The organism is Aliinostoc sp. HNIBRCY26, assembly GCF_050235535.1.
GTDB lineage: Bacteria > Cyanobacteriota > Cyanobacteriia > Cyanobacteriales > Nostocaceae > Trichormus.
Window position 1 is genome coordinate 1,720,504 of record NZ_CP189852.1, and the last position, 17,921, is coordinate 1,738,424.

General features: G+C 39.0%; 19 protein-coding genes. 8 read left to right on the top strand and 11 right to left on the bottom strand.

Annotated features, from left to right (window positions below; all coding sequences use genetic code 11):
• The first annotated feature begins 208 nt into the window (after positions 1-208).
• Positions 209-1,291: a molecular chaperone DnaJ gene (locus tag ACQFX9_RS07180; protein WP_427161361.1), complete on the top strand. Its 1,083-nt coding sequence runs from the start codon at positions 209-211 to the stop codon at positions 1,289-1,291.
• Positions 1,292-1,513: 222 nt separating this feature from the next.
• On the opposite strand, the gene ACQFX9_RS07185 is transcribed toward ACQFX9_RS07180, so the two are convergent.
• The 4 genes from ACQFX9_RS07185 to ACQFX9_RS07200 all read right to left on the bottom strand — a co-directional run bounded on the left by ACQFX9_RS07185 (position 1,514) and on the right by ACQFX9_RS07200 (position 5,582).
• Entirely contained in the window at positions 1,514-2,332 is an 819-nt protein-coding gene (locus ACQFX9_RS07185; protein WP_427161362.1) for an SDR family NAD(P)-dependent oxidoreductase, read from the bottom strand.
• Positions 2,333-2,442: 110 nt separating this feature from the next.
• Positions 2,443-3,126 (bottom strand): DevA family ABC transporter ATP-binding protein, encoded by a 684-nt coding sequence (locus ACQFX9_RS07190; RefSeq protein ID WP_427161363.1) that lies wholly within the window; start codon positions 3,124-3,126, stop codon positions 2,443-2,445.
• A 43-nt stretch (positions 3,127-3,169) separates the two neighbouring features.
• Entirely contained in the window at positions 3,170-4,333 is a 1,164-nt protein-coding gene (devC, locus tag ACQFX9_RS07195) for an ABC transporter permease DevC (protein WP_427161364.1), read from the bottom strand.
• 52 nt (positions 4,334-4,385) lie between these two features.
• Complete coding sequence (locus ACQFX9_RS07200; RefSeq protein WP_427161365.1) at positions 4,386-5,582, bottom strand: ABC exporter membrane fusion protein; 1,197 nt, start codon at positions 5,580-5,582, stop codon at positions 4,386-4,388.
• 126 nt (positions 5,583-5,708) lie between these two features.
• Here ACQFX9_RS07200 and ACQFX9_RS07205 point away from each other — a divergent pair, with 126 nt between their 5' ends.
• The 3 genes from ACQFX9_RS07205 to ACQFX9_RS07215 all read left to right on the top strand — a co-directional run bounded on the left by ACQFX9_RS07205 (position 5,709) and on the right by ACQFX9_RS07215 (position 8,361).
• Positions 5,709-6,254 carry a PadR family transcriptional regulator gene (locus tag ACQFX9_RS07205; protein ID WP_427161366.1) on the top strand — a complete coding sequence of 182 codons (546 nt, stop codon included), beginning with the start codon at positions 5,709-5,711 and terminating at the stop codon, positions 6,252-6,254.
• A 759-nt stretch (positions 6,255-7,013) separates the two neighbouring features.
• Positions 7,014-7,436 carry a hypothetical protein gene (locus ACQFX9_RS07210; RefSeq protein WP_427161367.1) on the top strand — a complete coding sequence of 141 codons (423 nt, stop codon included), beginning with the start codon at positions 7,014-7,016 and terminating at the stop codon, positions 7,434-7,436.
• Between the two features lie 277 nt (positions 7,437-7,713).
• Positions 7,714-8,361 carry an Rpn family recombination-promoting nuclease/putative transposase gene (locus ACQFX9_RS07215; protein ID WP_427162822.1) on the top strand — a complete coding sequence of 216 codons (648 nt, stop codon included), beginning with the start codon at positions 7,714-7,716 and terminating at the stop codon, positions 8,359-8,361.
• A 4-nt stretch (positions 8,362-8,365) separates the two neighbouring features.
• Here ACQFX9_RS07215 and dnaG read toward each other — a convergent pair whose 3' ends face one another.
• Positions 8,366-10,276: a DNA primase gene (dnaG, locus tag ACQFX9_RS07220; RefSeq protein WP_427162823.1), complete on the bottom strand. Its 1,911-nt coding sequence runs from the start codon at positions 10,274-10,276 to the stop codon at positions 8,366-8,368.
• 217 nt (positions 10,277-10,493) lie between these two features.
• Between dnaG and tftA the strand changes: the two genes are divergently transcribed.
• Positions 10,494-11,858: a hormogonium tapered terminus morphoprotein TftA gene (gene tftA, locus ACQFX9_RS07225; RefSeq protein ID WP_427161368.1), complete on the top strand. Its 1,365-nt coding sequence runs from the start codon at positions 10,494-10,496 to the stop codon at positions 11,856-11,858.
• 99 nt (positions 11,859-11,957) lie between these two features.
• Here the strand turns inward: tftA and ACQFX9_RS07230 are convergent, their stop codons facing one another.
• From ACQFX9_RS07230 to ACQFX9_RS07240, 3 genes are all read right to left on the bottom strand, one after another.
• Positions 11,958-12,980, bottom strand: coding sequence for a tetratricopeptide repeat protein (locus tag ACQFX9_RS07230; RefSeq protein ID WP_427161369.1), 1,023 nt, complete (start codon positions 12,978-12,980; stop codon positions 11,958-11,960).
• 196 nt (positions 12,981-13,176) lie between these two features.
• Positions 13,177-13,950: a hypothetical protein gene (locus ACQFX9_RS07235; protein WP_427161370.1), complete on the bottom strand. Its 774-nt coding sequence runs from the start codon at positions 13,948-13,950 to the stop codon at positions 13,177-13,179.
• A 102-nt stretch (positions 13,951-14,052) separates the two neighbouring features.
• Positions 14,053-14,460, bottom strand: coding sequence for a hypothetical protein (locus tag ACQFX9_RS07240; RefSeq protein ID WP_427161371.1), 408 nt, complete (start codon positions 14,458-14,460; stop codon positions 14,053-14,055).
• A gap of 541 nt (positions 14,461-15,001) precedes the next feature.
• On the opposite strand from ACQFX9_RS07240, the gene ACQFX9_RS07245 reads away from it, so the two are divergent.
• A complete protein-coding gene (locus ACQFX9_RS07245) occupies positions 15,002-15,838 on the top strand; it encodes a 2OG-Fe(II) oxygenase (RefSeq protein WP_427161372.1) in 837 nt (278 codons plus the stop codon).
• Between the two features lie 60 nt (positions 15,839-15,898).
• Here ACQFX9_RS07245 and ACQFX9_RS07250 read toward each other — a convergent pair whose 3' ends face one another.
• The 3 genes from ACQFX9_RS07250 to ACQFX9_RS07260 form a co-directional block, all read right to left on the bottom strand.
• Positions 15,899-16,300 carry an alr0857 family protein gene (locus tag ACQFX9_RS07250; protein ID WP_427161373.1) on the bottom strand — a complete coding sequence of 134 codons (402 nt, stop codon included), beginning with the start codon at positions 16,298-16,300 and terminating at the stop codon, positions 15,899-15,901.
• A 16-nt stretch (positions 16,301-16,316) separates the two neighbouring features.
• Positions 16,317-16,484: a hypothetical protein gene (locus tag ACQFX9_RS07255; protein WP_427161374.1), complete on the bottom strand. Its 168-nt coding sequence runs from the start codon at positions 16,482-16,484 to the stop codon at positions 16,317-16,319.
• Between the two features lie 176 nt (positions 16,485-16,660).
• Entirely contained in the window at positions 16,661-16,909 is a 249-nt protein-coding gene (locus ACQFX9_RS07260; RefSeq protein ID WP_427161375.1) for a hypothetical protein, read from the bottom strand.
• A gap of 71 nt (positions 16,910-16,980) precedes the next feature.
• On the opposite strand from ACQFX9_RS07260, the gene ACQFX9_RS07265 reads away from it, so the two are divergent.
• Entirely contained in the window at positions 16,981-17,316 is a 336-nt protein-coding gene (locus tag ACQFX9_RS07265; protein ID WP_103139386.1) for a hypothetical protein, read from the top strand.
• A gap of 334 nt (positions 17,317-17,650) precedes the next feature.
• The gene (locus ACQFX9_RS07270; RefSeq protein ID WP_427161376.1) at positions 17,651-17,812 is read left to right on the top strand and encodes a hypothetical protein; all 162 of its coding nucleotides are present in this window, start codon (positions 17,651-17,653) and stop codon (positions 17,810-17,812) included.
• The last annotated feature ends 109 nt before the right edge of the window (positions 17,813-17,921 follow it).

The window sequence follows — 17,921 nt, forward strand, 5'->3', positions numbered from 1 at the left end:
TAAGGGTTTACGGGATACAAGGGAGACAGGGAAAGAAATACTAACGATTAATGACCAATAACCAATGACCAATGACCAATGACTAATGACTAATGACTATTGACTATTGACTATTGACTATTGACTAATAAATGTATCTTATGTCTGTTGATTTCCACTGAACTTGCAGGTATTCTGCTTTCAACCCTAAAATTACCTTACACCTTCCATGCCCCGCAAAGCAGCATCTCCGCCCCGCACACCCCGCAACAATCAAACAACATCTTTAGCCCTTTCCGATTTACATATTCGTTTAGATGTACTAGAAAAAGAACATCAATCCATACTCAAACAGATCAAAAGAAAACGTACAGAACTCAATAATTTTGTGGAAAAGATGCGTTCTTTAGCCACAGATATATTTCATAAAGCTACGCCTAATTTCCAAAAAATGGCAGAACTTGACCAAGAAATTCATGCTCTGTTTGATGAAATTTTGACTAAAAGAAAATTTGGTAAGCAAACTAAAAATAATGTAGAAAAAGTTTACCGTAATTTACAATTTTCTGGAGTTATCAGTTTTAAAGAAAAACATACTGATGAAGATACAGACGATTCAGAACTAGATGAATTATTTGAAAATTTTCGCTCTCAAGAAGATAGTGAGCAAGATAGCAATACACATCGTCGTCCCAATTGGCAAACTCAACAACCCTTAGACACTCCCTCCACAGCTAGAACAGATGAATCAAGAAAGATTCGTCAAACCTTTTTGAAATTAGCAGAAATTTTTCACCCTGATAAAGTCCAAGATCAAGAAACCCTACAGAATCATACAGAGATTATGAAGGAAATCAATAAGGCTTATCAAGAAGGTGATTTAGCTAGACTTCTAGAAATTGAAAGACAACATCAATTAGGTGAAACTATTGATAATAATAGTGAAGATGACTTGACCCGTAAATGTAAAAGTCTAGAACAACAAAACGAAATTCTATCTAATCAATATGAAAACCTCAAGCGGGAATTAAGGTTAGCTAAAAATACTCCTGAAGGGGCAATGTTGGCAGATGCGCGCAAGGCTGCTAAACAAGGTGTAGATTATGTAGACTTTATGGTGCAGACAATGGAACAACAAATTAATATTGTCGCCCAAATTCGTGATTTTGTGCAGAGTTTCCGTGACCAGAAAATGACCATTAAAGAATTTCTCAAGGGGCCAGCCACTCTCAATTCTATGAATGAGGAAATGATGGAAGATTTACTAGACCAGATGATGTCAGAACTAGAGGATATGATTATTTTTGAATAAAAAATCATATTTATCTTCAATTATTCTTAGTCATATAGGACTTATATTTGATTTTTGAACAGATACCTAGATAGTAGGGTGTGTTAGCGACAGCGTAACGCACCTACTACCAAGGCTTTTGGTGCGTTACGGCTTACGCCTAACACACCCTACACATACTTAGAGAGAACTAAAGTTCTCATTACCAACCTTTAATTATTTCCCTGTTCTACTTATCTATTTTCAGCCAATATTATTGGTTTTTACCTGATGTTTGGTCATGCCTTCCATGACTCCACCCATAATGCGAACTCTTGCCCATCGTGGCAACGGGCTGAGGGAGTATGTTAAAAATTTTGATAGTATTCCTGGCAATATTGTAGGCTGACGACCCAAGGCTTTTAATGTTGGTTGCACTACAGCTAAGGGGTTCATCGTCATACCCATTCGCATACCAGCGCGACTGGCGAAACCACTATTTGTGGGGGCTGGCGCAGAAGAGAGAACATCAACGCCTAAAGGTGCAAGTTCAACATATAGTGCTTCGGCTAGAGTCTGGACATAGGCTTTAGTAGCTGCATAGTGGGCAGCAAATGGCATACCTTGAAATCCCACAATGGAACTCATCAACACTATCCCACCACGACCACGTTTGACAAACCGTCGCCCAAAATACCAGCTTAATTCTAAAAGTGCGCGGCAGTTAACATTGAGCATTTCTATTTCTGGTTCTAATTGCGAATTCAGAAATGATCCTGAAGTACCAAAACCAGCAGATGCAATGAGTAAACCGACATCTAAATTTCGGGTTACAACTTCTAGGGTTGCGGCTGCTTTCTCTTCAGAAAAATCTAGTTTGACAACCTGAACTTCAATACTATATTTAGTCGTGAGAGTAGTGGCTATTTGCTTGAGAGTCTCTTGACTACGGGCGCACAAAATAAGGTTAAACCCTGCTTCTGCTAAATGAAATGCCATCTCACGGCCTATCCCGGAGGATGCACCAGTTACTACCGCCCAAGTTCCATAGCGAGTGTATATACGTTTTTGCCAACTGTTCATAAATTGCCTTTTGACAACAGAATATTTTTGTTAAAAATAGAATCTGGAGATTTTTGAAAAAAGAGTTTTGGGATTAAGGACTAAAGTCCTTACTACAAACTTTTTTATTGCTATGCCTCAGATTTAACTAAATAGCCGTCTTCCATCCGAATAATGCGATCAGCAATATCTAAAATGCGGTTATCATGGGTTACTAAGAGAATTGTGCAACCTTGTTCTTTGGCTAATTGCTGCATTAAATTGACTACATCTCTACCTGATTTACTATCTAAAGCGGCTGTTGGTTCATCAGCTAATACTAATTGAGGGTGATGGACTAAAGCCCTAGCAATAGCAACTCTTTGTTTTTGTCCGCCTGATAGTCCATCGGGATAGTAATTTAGTCTTTCTCCTAAGCCCACTGTAGTTAACATTGCGGCTGCTTTAGCTTGTGCTTCTCGAAAGGGAACAGCATTATTCATTTCAAATGGCATCTGCACATTTTGTTGGGCTGTGAGAAAACCTAATAGGTTATGGGCTTGAAATATATAGCCAATATGGCGGCGGACTTCGACCATTTCATTTTTAGTTGCGCCACATAGTTCTTTACCTAATATTTTCAGGCTACCTGATTGTACAGAACGTAAACTGCCAATTAGTGTTAGTAAAGTAGTTTTACCTGAACCAGAAGGCCCTGTCATAATGACAATTTCGCCTGCTTGAATTTCTAAGTTGATATCAAAAAGTATTTGTTTTTTGAGTGAACCTACACCATAATAATGGTTGAGATGGGAAATCGCGATCGCAGATGACATAGTTAGGGGCTAGTGATTGGGAAATGGTGACTGGGAATGACTTTTAAAAAATATCGGCAGGGTCGGCAGCTTGTAATTTTTGTATGGCAATAGAGGCAGAAATTGTACACATCAAGGTGGTAAGGATGAATATCAAAACTGCTCTTTCAATCGTCATCATGATTGGTAACAATGTCGCTTGGCGAGTGATTAAGTATAAACCTTGAGATATGGCAAATCCAGGAATAAAACCAATAGCTGCTAAAATTAACGCCTCTTGAAATACCATTACTAGTAAATAGCGATTTTTAAACCCTATGGCTTTGAGTGTGGCATATTCTGGTAAATGGTCAGAAACATCACTATAAAGTATTTGATAAACAATTACCGCCCCAACAATAAAACCAATAATTGCACCTAAAGTAAAGGTAAATCCTACAGGTGTGCTAGTATTCCAAAAACTTTTTTCTCTAGCTACAAATTCCTGTTTGGAAAGAACTTGTACATCGTTAGGTAAATTAGCTTTTAAATTAGCAATTACCCAATTGACATCTGCTTCTGGTTCTAATTTAATTAATCCAAAATCTATTAAACCTTGTTGTCTTCTTTGATTACCAAACAGCCGCAAGAAATTCACATCACTAGTAATGATATTGCCATTGATGCCAAAAGACGTTCCTAACCTAAATAAACCAACAACATTTATTTTGCGGTTATTTAACTCTGTGCTAACTTGATGATTACCTTCAAACTTAGTGACAATTTGTCCAAATTCTTGACGCGAACCACGGTCAAATAAAATTGTATCGGGTTCTCTCAAGGCGTTTAAATTTTCTTGTACACCTGGTAGATTAGTAACTTTTTCTTCTGGATTAAACCCAATCGCGAAAATTTGCCAAGTCTGTTGATTATCAGGATTTTTCCAGGGAACAGAATCTAAATAAATCGGACTAACTGATTGCACCCCTGTAAAACCCAGTGCTTGATATAGTCTTCTTTGTGAGAATTGATCAAGGGAAATTAAGGCTTTATAACGAGAACTAACTAATACAATTTCACCTTCCAGACTGTTGTGGAATTGTACTGCACCATCAAATAAAGCTTCACGAATACCCAGTTGTAGGAACATTAGCACATCTGCAAACGCAATACCAGCGATCGCCACTAACATCCGTGCCTTTTCCCGCGACAATTGCAACCATGCTAAAGGAATTTTGCGTTTGAACATAGATAATTAGTCAATAGTCAATAGTCATTAGTCATTAGTCATTACTCAGCACTCACCTACTAATCATGACTCTGACTTTAGAATTAGTTAAACTCGCTACTCGTTGACTTGATTCTGGGGTGAGGCGGATTTTGACTTCTACTACTCTTGCGTCGATGTCTGCGGCGGGATCGGTGTTGAGTACGTCTTTTTTGGCTATCAGTAAACCGATTTCATTGACTGTTCCCTCTAGTTTTCCAGGGAGGTTGACTTGGGTGATGGTTGCACGTTGTCCGATTTTGACTTGATTAATGTCGGTTTCATAGACTTCTGCAACAACGTACATTTGATTGGTTTGTCCAATTTCGACAATTCCTTTATCGCTGACTACTTCGCCATCCCAAGTGTGAATTTTTAAAACTTGACCGTCTTTGGTAGCTCTGACATAGGCTAAATCTAAGTTAGCTTTAGCTTCTTGTACGGCGGCTTGAGCATTTTCTACTTCTGCTTGTGCTGCTTGTACATCGGTAGGACGTATCTCTGCAATCTTTTCTAGGGTGGCTTTGGCTTGTCTGAGTCTTTCGTTGAGGGTTTCTGATGTTTGAGTGCGGTTAGCTACGGCTTCTCGTAAACTCTCTTGTGCTGTTTCTAAGGTTAATTTTTTACTATCCCGCATCGACGCAGAAACAGCACCAGTTTCTTGCAGATATTGATAACGCTGATATTCTAGTTGAGCATTTCTCACTTCGGCTTCTAGGCGTTTAACTGTGGCTACTCTCGCCGCTACTTCTTGACGCAGTTCCGCTTCTAGTTCTGATATTAAGGCTTGTTGGGCAGCAATTTCTCCCTGTTTTGCCCCGGCTTTTACCTGTGCTAGTTGTGATTGTGCGACTTTTACCCGTTGTTGGGCGACTTTTAGTGCTGCTAGCCGAGTCTCCCGATTATCCAGAATAGCAATAATCTGTCCTTTTTGAATGCGATCGCCCTGTTTCACCAACAGTTCCGCTACACGGTTACTACCCGCAGTCTGAGAAACGGATATTTGTATGACTTCGCCTTCAGGTTCTATACGTCCTAACGCTGTCACAGCTTTTATGACAGGACGGTTATCTATCACTACAGGAGTGCTTTTTTCTCCGGTATTTCGCCCATTCAATACAAAATATAACGAACTTGCACCACTAGCCACAGCTAAAGTCACAGCACCCACAATTAACAGTCTGTTGGGATACTTAAAATTCTTAATTCCGCCTGCATTAAGATTTTGCATGAAGTCACCGCCTAATTTGGCAGCTAAATTTACTATATACAACTTCTTTGTAAAACTATATTTATTCAACTTGTTGTATACAAATTCCAGTGTACACTGAAGAAAATATCTGTCAAGTAGTTCCTTATGGGTTTATCACAAGCAATTCTGACCTGTTTAATTGATGCACCCCACAGTGGTTATGATCTATCTAAGGTCTTTAGTGAGTCTGTGGGTTATTTTTGGCAAGCTTCCCAGCAGCAAATTTACAGAGAACTGGGAAAACTGGAGTCAGCAGGTTTGGTTGTTTCTGAAGTTGTTCCCCGCGAAGGTCGTTTAGATAAGAAAATTTACTCAATTACAGAAATAGGAAAACAACAGCTAGTAGAGTGGATGCAAAAGCCAACTGAACCAGATGTGATTAGAGAAGACTTGTTAGTAAAAATTTTTTCCGGTGGCTTAGTATCAGTGAATGTATTGATAGCAGATGTGGAACGCCATCGGAGAATTCACGTTGAAAAATTATTAACTTATCGGGAAATTGAGAAAGAAAAATGTTCAGTATCAGAATTATCCACTAAGGAAGAGAGACTGAGGAATTTAGTCTTAATGGCTGGGATTAAACATGAGCAAGCTTGGATAGATTGGTGTGATGAAACTCTAGCATCATTAAAAAATCTATCTTCAGATTGAAAATACCGTCCTTTCAAGAAATGTAGGGGTGAAAGGGTATAGGGGTGTAAGGGTGTAGGGGTTTAGGGGAAGAAAAATATTTGAATCCTGGACAAAATTAATATTTTTTGAATAAATAAAACCCTGGAATAATATCCAGGGTTATCCTCGTGAACCACATTTTTATTTTTATTCAATTCTCCCGAATAGGAAAATAAGTAAATAGACATAATGCCTTGATTTATGTCTGTAATCACCAGTGATTTAAATTACTTTTAAATATAATTATTCATATCTTTTATAGAGAAATTTGGTTAATCATAAAAAAATATAGATAATGGGTGTAAATTGTTCATAAGCATTACAGACATATTTGTTGATTTTAAGTCTAATAAATCGATGTGTATTACTTGCCAAAATCAAAATATTGATAAAAAATTAAGTTAGCCTATAGCAAGATAATAGGCCATCTTGGTAATAACCTAACCTTATCCAATTTCCTTAGTCCGCGCAAGCGGACTTTATTTATATCCAAATATTATGTATTTTCTTCTAAATTATAGACTTGAATTTAAGGATTAAATCGGGGAAAATACTGGAGGTTTTCATGAGTTATTTGATGAATTACGGTAATTATTAATTATTGCCTAATATGTTGCTTTAGATACGGTTAATAGATGTGGGTAGTATGCGATAAATCTAATAAGGAATCAGTTTGATAATAGATATATTGCCTATATTCATTAAATAATGATCACCCAATTATATTGGAGGCAAAAAATGAATAATTTAGGTAGAAAAAGAGTAGAAACAGTCTTAGCAATTGCTAGCTATGCTATTGGTAGTGCGACTGCTTCAGTAGCACCAACACCAGGCGGAGAAATTCCCAAACAGGTAATATTAACATCTGCCGATATTTTAATGTATACCACTATTTGGAAAATCTATTTTGCACAAGACTTATCAAATAAAGAACTGATACAGATATTGACAGACTTAGGAATAGTAACGCTTACTGCTACAGGCACAGCTTATTTAGTCAGTAAAGTAACCACTGCAATGTTAAAAGAAATCACTAATTGGATTGGCCCTTTAGGATGGGGTGTAACAGCTGCGATCGCTGGTTCTATTAGTGGCTTATTTGGTGCTACTTGGGCATTGTATTGTGATTACCTTTATGTGCAGAGAAAGCAAGCTATTTAATTAATCATTTCGAGAGAAATATCAATAAAATTCATAAAAATTTATTTAGCATCAAAAACTTGACATTTCGCCATCAAAACTGGAAATATGCAAGTCATACCTACGCAAGAAATCTTTCTCCTTTTTTCGTGAAAACTGACAGCATATTTTACCAACTATTTCAAAGTTTCCCCAATATTTTTTTGAACTAATTGACCAACCTGCAACAACAGCCAACACTTATTAATTTGCATCAGTTGAAGTCAAGCAACTGGCGTTTCGGATCGATGGCGTATTTATTCTCCATAACGACACATCACAACCTATTTATTTTGTTGAAGTTCAATTTCAACCAGATAGAAAATTATATTCACGTTTCTTTACAGAAATCTTCCTATATCTAGATAAAACAGAATTATCGAATAATTGGCAAGGAGTGATTGTTTATCCCAGTAAAAACCTAGATATAGGAGAAACAGCAAGATATATCGAACTACTGACACCCCAAAGAGTAAAACGCGTTTATCTGGATGAATTAAATTCCACAGGTGAACGATCTCTTGGGATAGAAACAGTTAAGTTAGTCATTGAACCAGAAACCACTGCGGTAACGAAAGCCAAAGAGTTAATAGCTATAGCTAAACAACAAATAACAGATACAATTACCCAACGGGATATTCTACAATTAATAGAGACGATAATTATCTACAAGTTTCCTAAAGCTAGCCGAGAGGAGATTCAGCAGATGTTAGGGTTAGGCGATTTAAAACAAACCAAAGTTTATCAAGAAGGTAAGGAAGAAGGTAGGCTAGAAGGTAGGCTAGAAGGTATAGCCTTCATGCTAAGTTTAGGTGCAACTATCGAACAGATAGCTGAAGCTTTGAGTTTAGATATTGAGCAAGTTAGAAAAGTAGCTCAAAGTTATCAACAACAACAACAAAAATAATTTATCACAAAAGTTCTGTAATAGAAAATTGTCGCTCACGATCCAATTCTTGCAGCTTCAATTTTTCGCTGTAAAATGCTTGATAATAAGATTGCCACTTGTCTGGTTCTGTGTCTGGATCTGTTTCTTGCCACAGTTCTAAAAAGTGCCGATATCGCTTTTCTCTCAACACTCTTTCCATACAAGCGATCGCAGCCTGCACAACCTGCGGAGTACGCATAATTTCTTTCTTACTTTTCTCATTCAAATAAAACAAATGAGCAATTGAACTAATATCTTCAGCTAATTCTAAATATCTATCTTGTAAAGATGAAATTAAATCTATTTGTTCACCATATAACTCAAAAATTTCTCGCCACAAAAATCGATGGTGAGAAAGGCTAAATTCTAATCCTCTTTCTTCTAAGGCTGCAAAAATCGCTTCCCGTTGTTCTGCACAATGTAAATAAATCCGCAGTAATAAAGCTTCTGCTTGTTCTAGTAGACTGCGTTCTGTGGCGGCTGGGGATTGGGGACTGGGGATTTGGGATTGGGAAGATTTAGTTATTTTTTTTTGTATAGATGTAGTTGGAGAGATTTGAGTTAATAAATTTTCAACTCTTAGAGGGATGATTCTTGTGTCACCTAAACTGAGAATTTCTGCACAGTAAGAAACATAATAGTTGCGTGTATCACCGTTAACTATATTTTTGAGTAATTTAACTATTTGTTGTGTAACTTGTTGAAAATCTGTAGCCTGTTTTAAATTACGGTCTTTGATAATTTGTTGAATCTGCCAATCTATCCACAACGGCGCATTGATTAATAGTTGTTCATAGTCTTCTCTGCTATGGGAACGCAAATATTCATCAGCATCTTTACCATCGGGAATATTGAGAATTTTTAGTTGCACTTCACCCTTATACGCCAAATCAGCAATTTCCCCAATGGCGCGTTCTGCTGCATTTGTTCCCGCTTTATCAGCATCAAAATTAAGTACCAATTGTTTGGAGTCAGTGTAGCGTAACATCAATCTGATTTGTTCCAAACTCAAGGCTGTACCAAGAGAAGCGACAGCATTATTAATCCCCGCAGCATGAAGGGCGATCGCATCAAAATATCCCTCCACTACTACCGCTTGATCTAGTTGGGAAATTCCGGCTTTGGCTTGATCTAAAGCGAATAAAGTTTTACCTTTATTAAATAACTCTGTTTCTGGGGAATTTAAATACTTTGGCTGTTCATCAGTCAATGTTCTACCACCAAAAGCAATCACTCGCCCTTGTACATCCCGAATCGGAATCATCAAGCGATCGCGAAATACATCATAATACCCGCTACCTTCCTTCCGTGGCTTAATCAAACCCGCCTTTTCTACCAGTTGTACAGGATAATGCTTATCTTCTACCAAATAGCGGTGGAGAGTTTCCCAGCCAGGAGGCGCGTAACCCAAACCAAACTGCTGGGTAGTAGCTTCATTAAACTGGCGATCGCTACGTAAATATTTTAGTGCCGATTGTCCTTGAGACTGACGTAAAGCGTGTTGATAAAACTGTGCAGTTGAAGCCAAAATCTCATACAACTGTTCCCGCAAAGACAGTTGACGCTGTAATTCTTGGCGTTGTTCTGGTTCAAGAGTTTTGACAGGTACTTGGTAACGCCTAGCTAAATCTAGCACCACCTCAGCAAAAGAGTGCTTACCCAAATCCATCAAAAACTTAATCGCATTACCCCCAGCTTGACAGCCAAAGCAATAATACATTTGCTTATTGGGACTGACGGTAAAACTGGGGCTTTTCTCATCGTGGAAAGGACACAAACCCACAAAATCCTTACCGCGCTTCCGTAGTACCACATACTCTGATACAACATCCACAATATCAGCACGGTGTTTAATTTCTTCAATTGTGTCTGGGTGTAAGCGCGGAATTTGCATATTAGTCAATAGTTAATAGTCAATAGTCAACAGTTTTTCTCCCCTGCCCTTCGGGTTCGCAGTCGCTCATGGGGGAAACCCCCAAGACCGCGCTGTCTCACCCCCTGCTCCCTGCCCCCCTGCTACATACCTCCTGCCTTATTATATTCTTGTTGCCAAATCGAGAATATTGTATAGAATTGCTTACACTTAATCTGATTAAGAGGAAATACGGTCAATGGGGCGCATCTTTATTTCAGCAGCACACGGAGGCCAGGAAGCGGGAAGGGTAGATCCAGGTGCGATCGCCGGGGGGACTACGGAAGCTAGGGAGATGATTCTGCTGCGTGATTTGATTGTCACAGAATTGCGATCGCGGAATTTGGAAGTATTGGCTGTTCCTGATGATCTCAGTGCGGCGGGTACTATTAGCTGGATTAATTCCCGTGTCCGTCGTGGTGATGTGGCTTTAGAAATTCATGCTGATGCTGCTAATAGTCCCACGGTGCGGGGGGCGAGTGTGTTTCACATTGCTAATAACAATGAACGCCGCAGTAATGGCGAACTGTTGTTAGTGGGACTATTGCGCCGTGTTCCGCAACTACCAAATCGGGGTGTAAAACCAGATACCGAGAGCGGGTTAGGAAATTTAGCCTTTTGTCGGCAAATTGCGATCGCTTCTCTATTATTACAAATCGGCTTTATCAGTAATCCCGATGATCGGGCTTTGCTGCAAACTCGCCGCCGTGATTTCGCTTTAGGAATTGCCGATGGGTTAGCATCTTGGAGTCGTGTCATTGATCCCACCCCAGGCACTCCCGCCGATCCTAATTATTTACAAATTAACATTAACATTAACGGGCAGAACTACGCCGAAAAAGGCATTTTAGTCAATGGCAATGCTTATATTCCCATCGATTTAGTAGACAGATTGCGAATTGACTTATCAAAAGCCCCTAATGTCAATCGCATTACTTATCGCAAAATAGTTTATGTCAAAGCCGTAGAATTACGAGATTTTAATATTGCGGTGAGTTGGGATGCAAACACCCGCACCGTCACCTTACGTTCTAATTTAGTCATTTGTCCCGGACAATTTGACAGAATTATGTCTAATGGCAATACCTCAGAAGTAGAATTACAACTATTTTTAAGAAACAATAATGAAAATGCCTTAACCCAATTCCCTGATTTACCCAAACTCTATCGAGAAGAAGGGAATTTAGAAGGAGTAAATTATGACATTGCTTTCTGCCAAATGTGCTTAGAAACAGGCTTTTTACGCTTTGGCGGAGATTTAAAACCTGAGCAAAATAACTTTGCTGGTTTAGGTTCTATTGGCGGAGGTGCAGAAGCTGCTTCCTTTCCCAGTGCCAGAATTGGAGTCAGGGCGCACATTCAACACCTCAAAGCCTACGCCAGTCTAGAACCTCTAGTGAATGAAGTAGTAGATCCTAGATTTAGATTTGTCACCCGTGGCGTAGCCCCACTCATAGAACAACTCTCAGGACGCTGGTCAGCCGATTTAGACTACGGCACCAAAATTAACGCCATGCTAAAGCGTCTCTATGATTCAGCCGGATTTTTGAATGCGAATAGATAGGGCAGTGAATCAATTCAAAATTCAAAATTCAAAATTCAAAATTAAAGATTCTGTTCCCTGTTCCCTGTTCCCTGTTCCCTGTTCCCTAATGACTATTGACTAAAGCGCATCAATAAACTGCTTCACCTTCTTTTGAATATTGGGATCAGCGATTGCTTCGGCTAGTTGTTGGGCGTTTTGATAACACACTCTCGCTAAACTTTTACGCTTGGTTTTGGCGTAGAGGCTACCCATATTCAACAAAGTCGCAATCTCACCAAGTGAGTCACCCTGTTTTTGATAAATTTCTACGGCTTGTCTGTAGAGTTTTAGGGCTTTGCGGTGACTATCTAGTTGGTTGTAGATATAACCCATATTGTTGAGGGTGTTCGCTTCACCAGAGCGATCGCCCATCGCCTGGCGTGATAATAGCACTTGATGATAGAGCAATAGTGCCTTTTTCGGTTGTCCTATATCTATATAAATAGAAGCAATATTGTTTAAAGTAATTGCTTCACCCACAACATTCTTAGTAGCCTTTTGAATGGGCAATGCGGCTTGGAGAAATTCTAAAGCGTTTTCATACTCACCTAACACACTGTAGGCAAATCCGAGTCCGTTGAGGGTTGTAGCCTCACCGGAAAAGTCTCCCAACAGCCTACGCATGGCTAAAATCTGATTGTGTAATAATAAAGACCGTTTAGGTTCACCTATTCTGATGTAAATTAGGGCTATATCATTGAGTGTAGAAATTTCTCCTGGGGTGTCTTTTAATGTCCGAAAAATTTCCGCCGCTTTATCTAAATACTCTAAAGCTTGCGAAATTTTTCCCATCCGGTTGTGGGTAGAACCTAGATTGCTGAGTGCGGTAGCCTCAGCCTGTAAGTTGCCTATCTCAATTGCAACAGCAAAAGCCTGATGAAAGGATTCTAAGGCTTGTTCTAGCTGACAACAACCCAGATAGGCTAAACCCATATCATTTAATGTATGCCCTTCTCTGGCTCGATCTGCAATTGCTCTAGCTAACTGTAAATTTTCCTTGACTAGATCAAGATATTCTTGAAATCTTCCCTGCTTATAGTAGCTATTGGCTGTATCACGACGTTCTTCCCACTCTTTGACTAAATTGCAAGATTGCGTCATTTGACCTCAGTTGCACTGCAAATAAATTGGCGGGTGATTCTGAATCTTTAGGGATTAAGCAATGAAGGTGTTTCATGCTTAATTAGCCTTGAAAGATTATCCAAGTTAAATTCCGGTTAACCTTTATTTTCTACCTTTAGGTACAAGACGTAAAGAAACAGATGTGATATGTATAAGTCGCAATCAGCAGTATAAATTAAGCTGTCTTAAAAAACCTAATGATTTCGCGCACATGATCCAAAAATTGACCATCTGTGGAAAGTTGGGCGATCGCATTTCTGGCTTCCCTTGCTAATCGGTCATGTTCAGTTTGATTCACAGCCCGAAATTCTTCTAAGTTAGCAGCAATCTTGGCTAATTCTTTACGGGTTTCATCTGCAAAGCGTTGCTGTGTAGCGGCTAAAGAGTACGGTTGTTCTGGATTGAGTTGGTTTTCTAAAACTTCAATTTTCTGTTCTAATGCGTCAAAACGTTGGCGCAGTTCCACAATATCTTCACGGGGATACTTCCATTCTTGGCTAATCATCGTTAGCCGGGCATATAAATACTCATAAGCGCGAATTGCCGGACGTAAGATAGTTAATAACAAAGCCGCACCAGAACTGATATAACCCACAGCACTGATCCCCGTAGCCGCCAGGGTATAAAGACCAATTGCAGATAATAAGTGTAAAGCCAAAGCTAACCACAGCGATCGCTTGGCTAGGATTTTGACATAGTTAACTTGCTTTTCATCTACAGGGATTTGCTTGTCAATTGATTGTGCTGCTTCCGCTAAAACTTCCTTGGCTTGAAAATGAATATTCCAAGGAACAGTCACAATCACCAATAACCACCAAAAACTTGCACCCCCAATCACCCAATCGAGAAAATTCCCAGAGGGAATATGCAGCCATTGCAGCACCCCAAAAGCCAGCAGCACTACAGCCACAATTCCTGCAATGGAACTAATAAAAAAACTTACATACATATATAGCCGCCTCAACTCAGTGAAATTACCACCTTAATTTTGTCTAGGCGGCGAAATTTCTACCTAAAAGTTTGTGATGCTTTTTGTAGCTGCATACAATATTTAGAAAATCACATAACTACGCCAAACAGTTTGACCATTGAGACTTTCCTTAGTTGGTAACAGCAATCGCCAGGTTTTACCTTCCTTTTGGATCTGTAAATACAAATCAAAAGGTTGTTGCAGTTTTTTCAACTGTCTTTGGGGTAGCTGAAAAACTAAATCGTAGTCTCCCTTGACTCGAAAAGCCGGTAAATTTTCAATCGTCAGGGGTTGTTCTTGGCGAATTTTCAGATGTTGAATTTTAAACCCTTGGAACTTGATATTTAACTGCTGATTGAGTTGCTGTTGGGTTTGTTCTAGCTGGAGTGCGATCGCTTTCTCCACTAACTCGCTAGTTGGTAACAATCCAATATTGCCACAACCGACCAAGAGCATCAGCAAAACTGCTGTCAAAACAAACCGCACCATGTTACTGTTGATAGATTTTTAGCGATAGTATAGCGGAAGATGCCGAAAACTACCTAATGCGTGATATCAATAGATTCCTGGTAATTTTAGTGAAGAATTGACCAAAAGACTGCTATTAGCGGTAGCGCAGCATTCACCCCGTGCAATTAATCTTACTTTCTACTCAGCACTCGTCACTCAGCACTCAGCACTAAAGAAAGCGATCGCCAAAAATAATTGGCACTTAAGAATGGTTGCGGATAAAATTGACCTGCGGCTAGCATCGGCACTAGTAACTTTATTTATCCTTAATGATGTTCTATCTAGCTTTCTAATCAGGACTTTGTACAAATACTGTATACATATCACTCAGAATTTCCACAAGTCTATAACTTCAGCAGGATATCTAAACGCTATCAATATCTTTAGATAACTTTAGTATGATTAATCTTGCTCCCCACTCCCTATTTACTGCACAAATGGTTTTGTTAAATAATCAATGTAGATACATAAATTAATGCTGAAAATTTTAAATAAAATTCAAAATAAAACTTTAAGACTAATGCAATGTTTACCCATAATTAAATACCATAATGAGATTGCTTATCAAACAGAATTGCAAGAGCATATTCCCTATTTACCTAATCTTTCTAATTCTGACATTAATATAGTTGAAAACCTTCAAACTCATGGTTTAGCAATCACTTCTTTAAAAGAATTAGGTATTGAATCAAATTTACAGCTTTTGCAGTCAGCCAAGAAATTATCACCCCATATTCAACCTGATATTAATATCAAAAAACATGGATTTGTCGCTCATGCCAGTGCAGCACAAATGCTTGAATATCCCGAAATTTTCCTATGGGGATTGGAACAAAGATTATTAAATATTATTGAAAATTACCTGAGCTTACCAGTAGCTTATCACGGTGCATATTTCCGACAAGATATTGCCAACAAACTAGAACAAGGCTCCAGACTTTGGCACATAGATACAGAAGACCGTCAAGTCATTAAAATTATTATCTATATCAATGATGTAGATGAAGACACAGGGCCATTTCAATACCTGCCGCAAACTTTAACCCTAGAAGTAGCTAAATCCTTAAACTACACATCTGGTTATATTACTAACCAAACCATGCAAAATACTATATCGCCAGTACAATATAAATCCTGTGTTGGATCTGCTGGGACAGTAATTTTTGCTGCCACTAGTAGTATTTTTCATCGTGGCAAGCCCCCAACTCTCAATGATAGATTTGCCATATTTTTTGATTACACTGCGCGCAGAAAAAAAGATTTACATTACACAACTTCTGCTTTAACTCATGAGTTTCTAGTTAATTATTATCATCATCTTTCAGAACAACAAAAACAATATATTTATTGGCAATAAGAAATAGGGAATAGGGAAGAGTAATAGCAATGCCCCATTCCCTATGCCCTATTCCCAAATTTATTCACTCATCACAGAAGCACAAGTTTGAGCCGCCTGCCATAATTTGTAGACAAATAACTCTGTGCGTGAATTAGGCGCGTCACTAATCATGGTTACAAATACGCCATCCCCATCTTCATAACCATCTGATAGCCAATAACCACGCAGAGTAATTTCCACATACTCAGCATCACTAGTGGACACATCTATGATTTCCCTGTCAGCAAATCTAGCCTCTGCCTTCAGTGCTTCAATTCCTGGCAAGTCCGCAGGTAGCAAGAAGGAAGCAGTGCTGGGTTCAACACAGACACTTTGGCCAACACGTAAGGCCAAAATCACCCGTGTTTTCACCCATTCCTCTAAAGATAAAGCAAGATATTCCAAATAAAAACTGCTTTCGGTGTACGTCAATTTCAGCATTCCTTATGCTCTCCTGCTATTCCAGGTTTGCTTGCACATTTATCCAAAATTTGGTGGACTGTTCAATCACTGCAATTTTGAGGCGAATATACTTTGGTAGATCAACTATCAAGTTGGATAAATTAATTCGCCATTCATCTTCTGTATAACCTAGTGGAAGTCCTGCTTTGTCAGTAATTAACATGACACTGGCTCACTTAATATTAACCCGGCACAGTGGTAAGTAATCGCGCGAAAAAACCACCAGGGATTGCCCTAACATCGGCCTTGCAGTCGTCACAGTTTCTCTCCTTAATAAAAAACCCCCGCTTCTGACTTAGGTGAAGCGGGGGTAAAAGTTGACCATCATGTTGTTCGGTCTTATGTTGGTACAGCATTTCTCTGTCTGTACCTCCCGCTTCTTAAATTTGATTGTGGTTTGGCATTCAGTCTATCAATGCTGAAAAATATAAAATCATAGTCTGCCTCTGTGATTTGCTCAGGCTGGTGGCTACCATCACCCATAAATAAATACTCCACTCCCACAGCACCCAATTCCCAACTAGATCGGTAGTTGGTCGCGCGTAAGAAAGTAGAGATGGGATGAATGGATTTCACAGAAAATTTCACCTATTGAACATTCCTTTAAACATACTACACTTGTATTACTATCCTGTCCATACTTTAAAGGAGAAAAAGTCATGCACACAATTACTCGCACCCCAACTACCGATATGGAAGTAACTAGCATCCGCTTGGAGCGAGAACTCAAAGAGAAACTTAAAGAAATAGCTGGCAATCAGGGTTATCAAGCCCTGATTCGAGATATTCTCTGGAATTATGTACAGCAAAAATCCGGCGAGTGGAAACCGCGATTTTCACGAACGGATATTCGAGCTAGTATAGCAGCCACAGCTCAACAAGAAGAACGTTGTGTACTCACAGGTCAACTGATTCAACCCCAACAACCTATGTTGTTAGGATTAACCAGAAATGGCGAAATGGTTCCTCTCAGCATCGAGAGTTTAGCTGGATAGTTCGGTGTCTGGATGAATGCAGCTTAGTTGCTGCTTAATAAACAGCTAGGCTGCATTCATCGCTGCTGTCAGCAAAGGAAATTTATTTAGATAACTTGACAAATCAATATTTTTAATTAAGCAAATTAGGAACTAAAGAGTATAAATATATTCTTAAATATAGGTGATTGATCATTATTATGTTAGCTATCACCTGAATATCAAGGTGTTTCCCTGACGATCGCAATCTCAAGACAGCAACCTAGCGGTCTGAGCGCACTCACTGTTACCGCTTCTGAGATTCTTGACTTTTCCCAGAGTAGAGTATCGGATGATCGTTAACTCCTCAAAACCAATGACAAAAAGCAACGCTCAGGCTTTTGTGACAGCAGTATTAGCTCACAGTGTCTGTTGCAACAGTAGTAATGCGGTGAGTGAATATGAAGTTGTGGTTGTAAATCCAGAGAAATTACGGTTTATGTATAGTTACCCACAAGGTATGGTAAGGCAAAAGTGATTTACAGATACAATTCTATCCCCTTAAACCTAAGTTATATTAAGTATTTTCAACAATTTTACATAGTTTTATGACCATGTATAAATTAGCTTAATATACTGAAACTTGG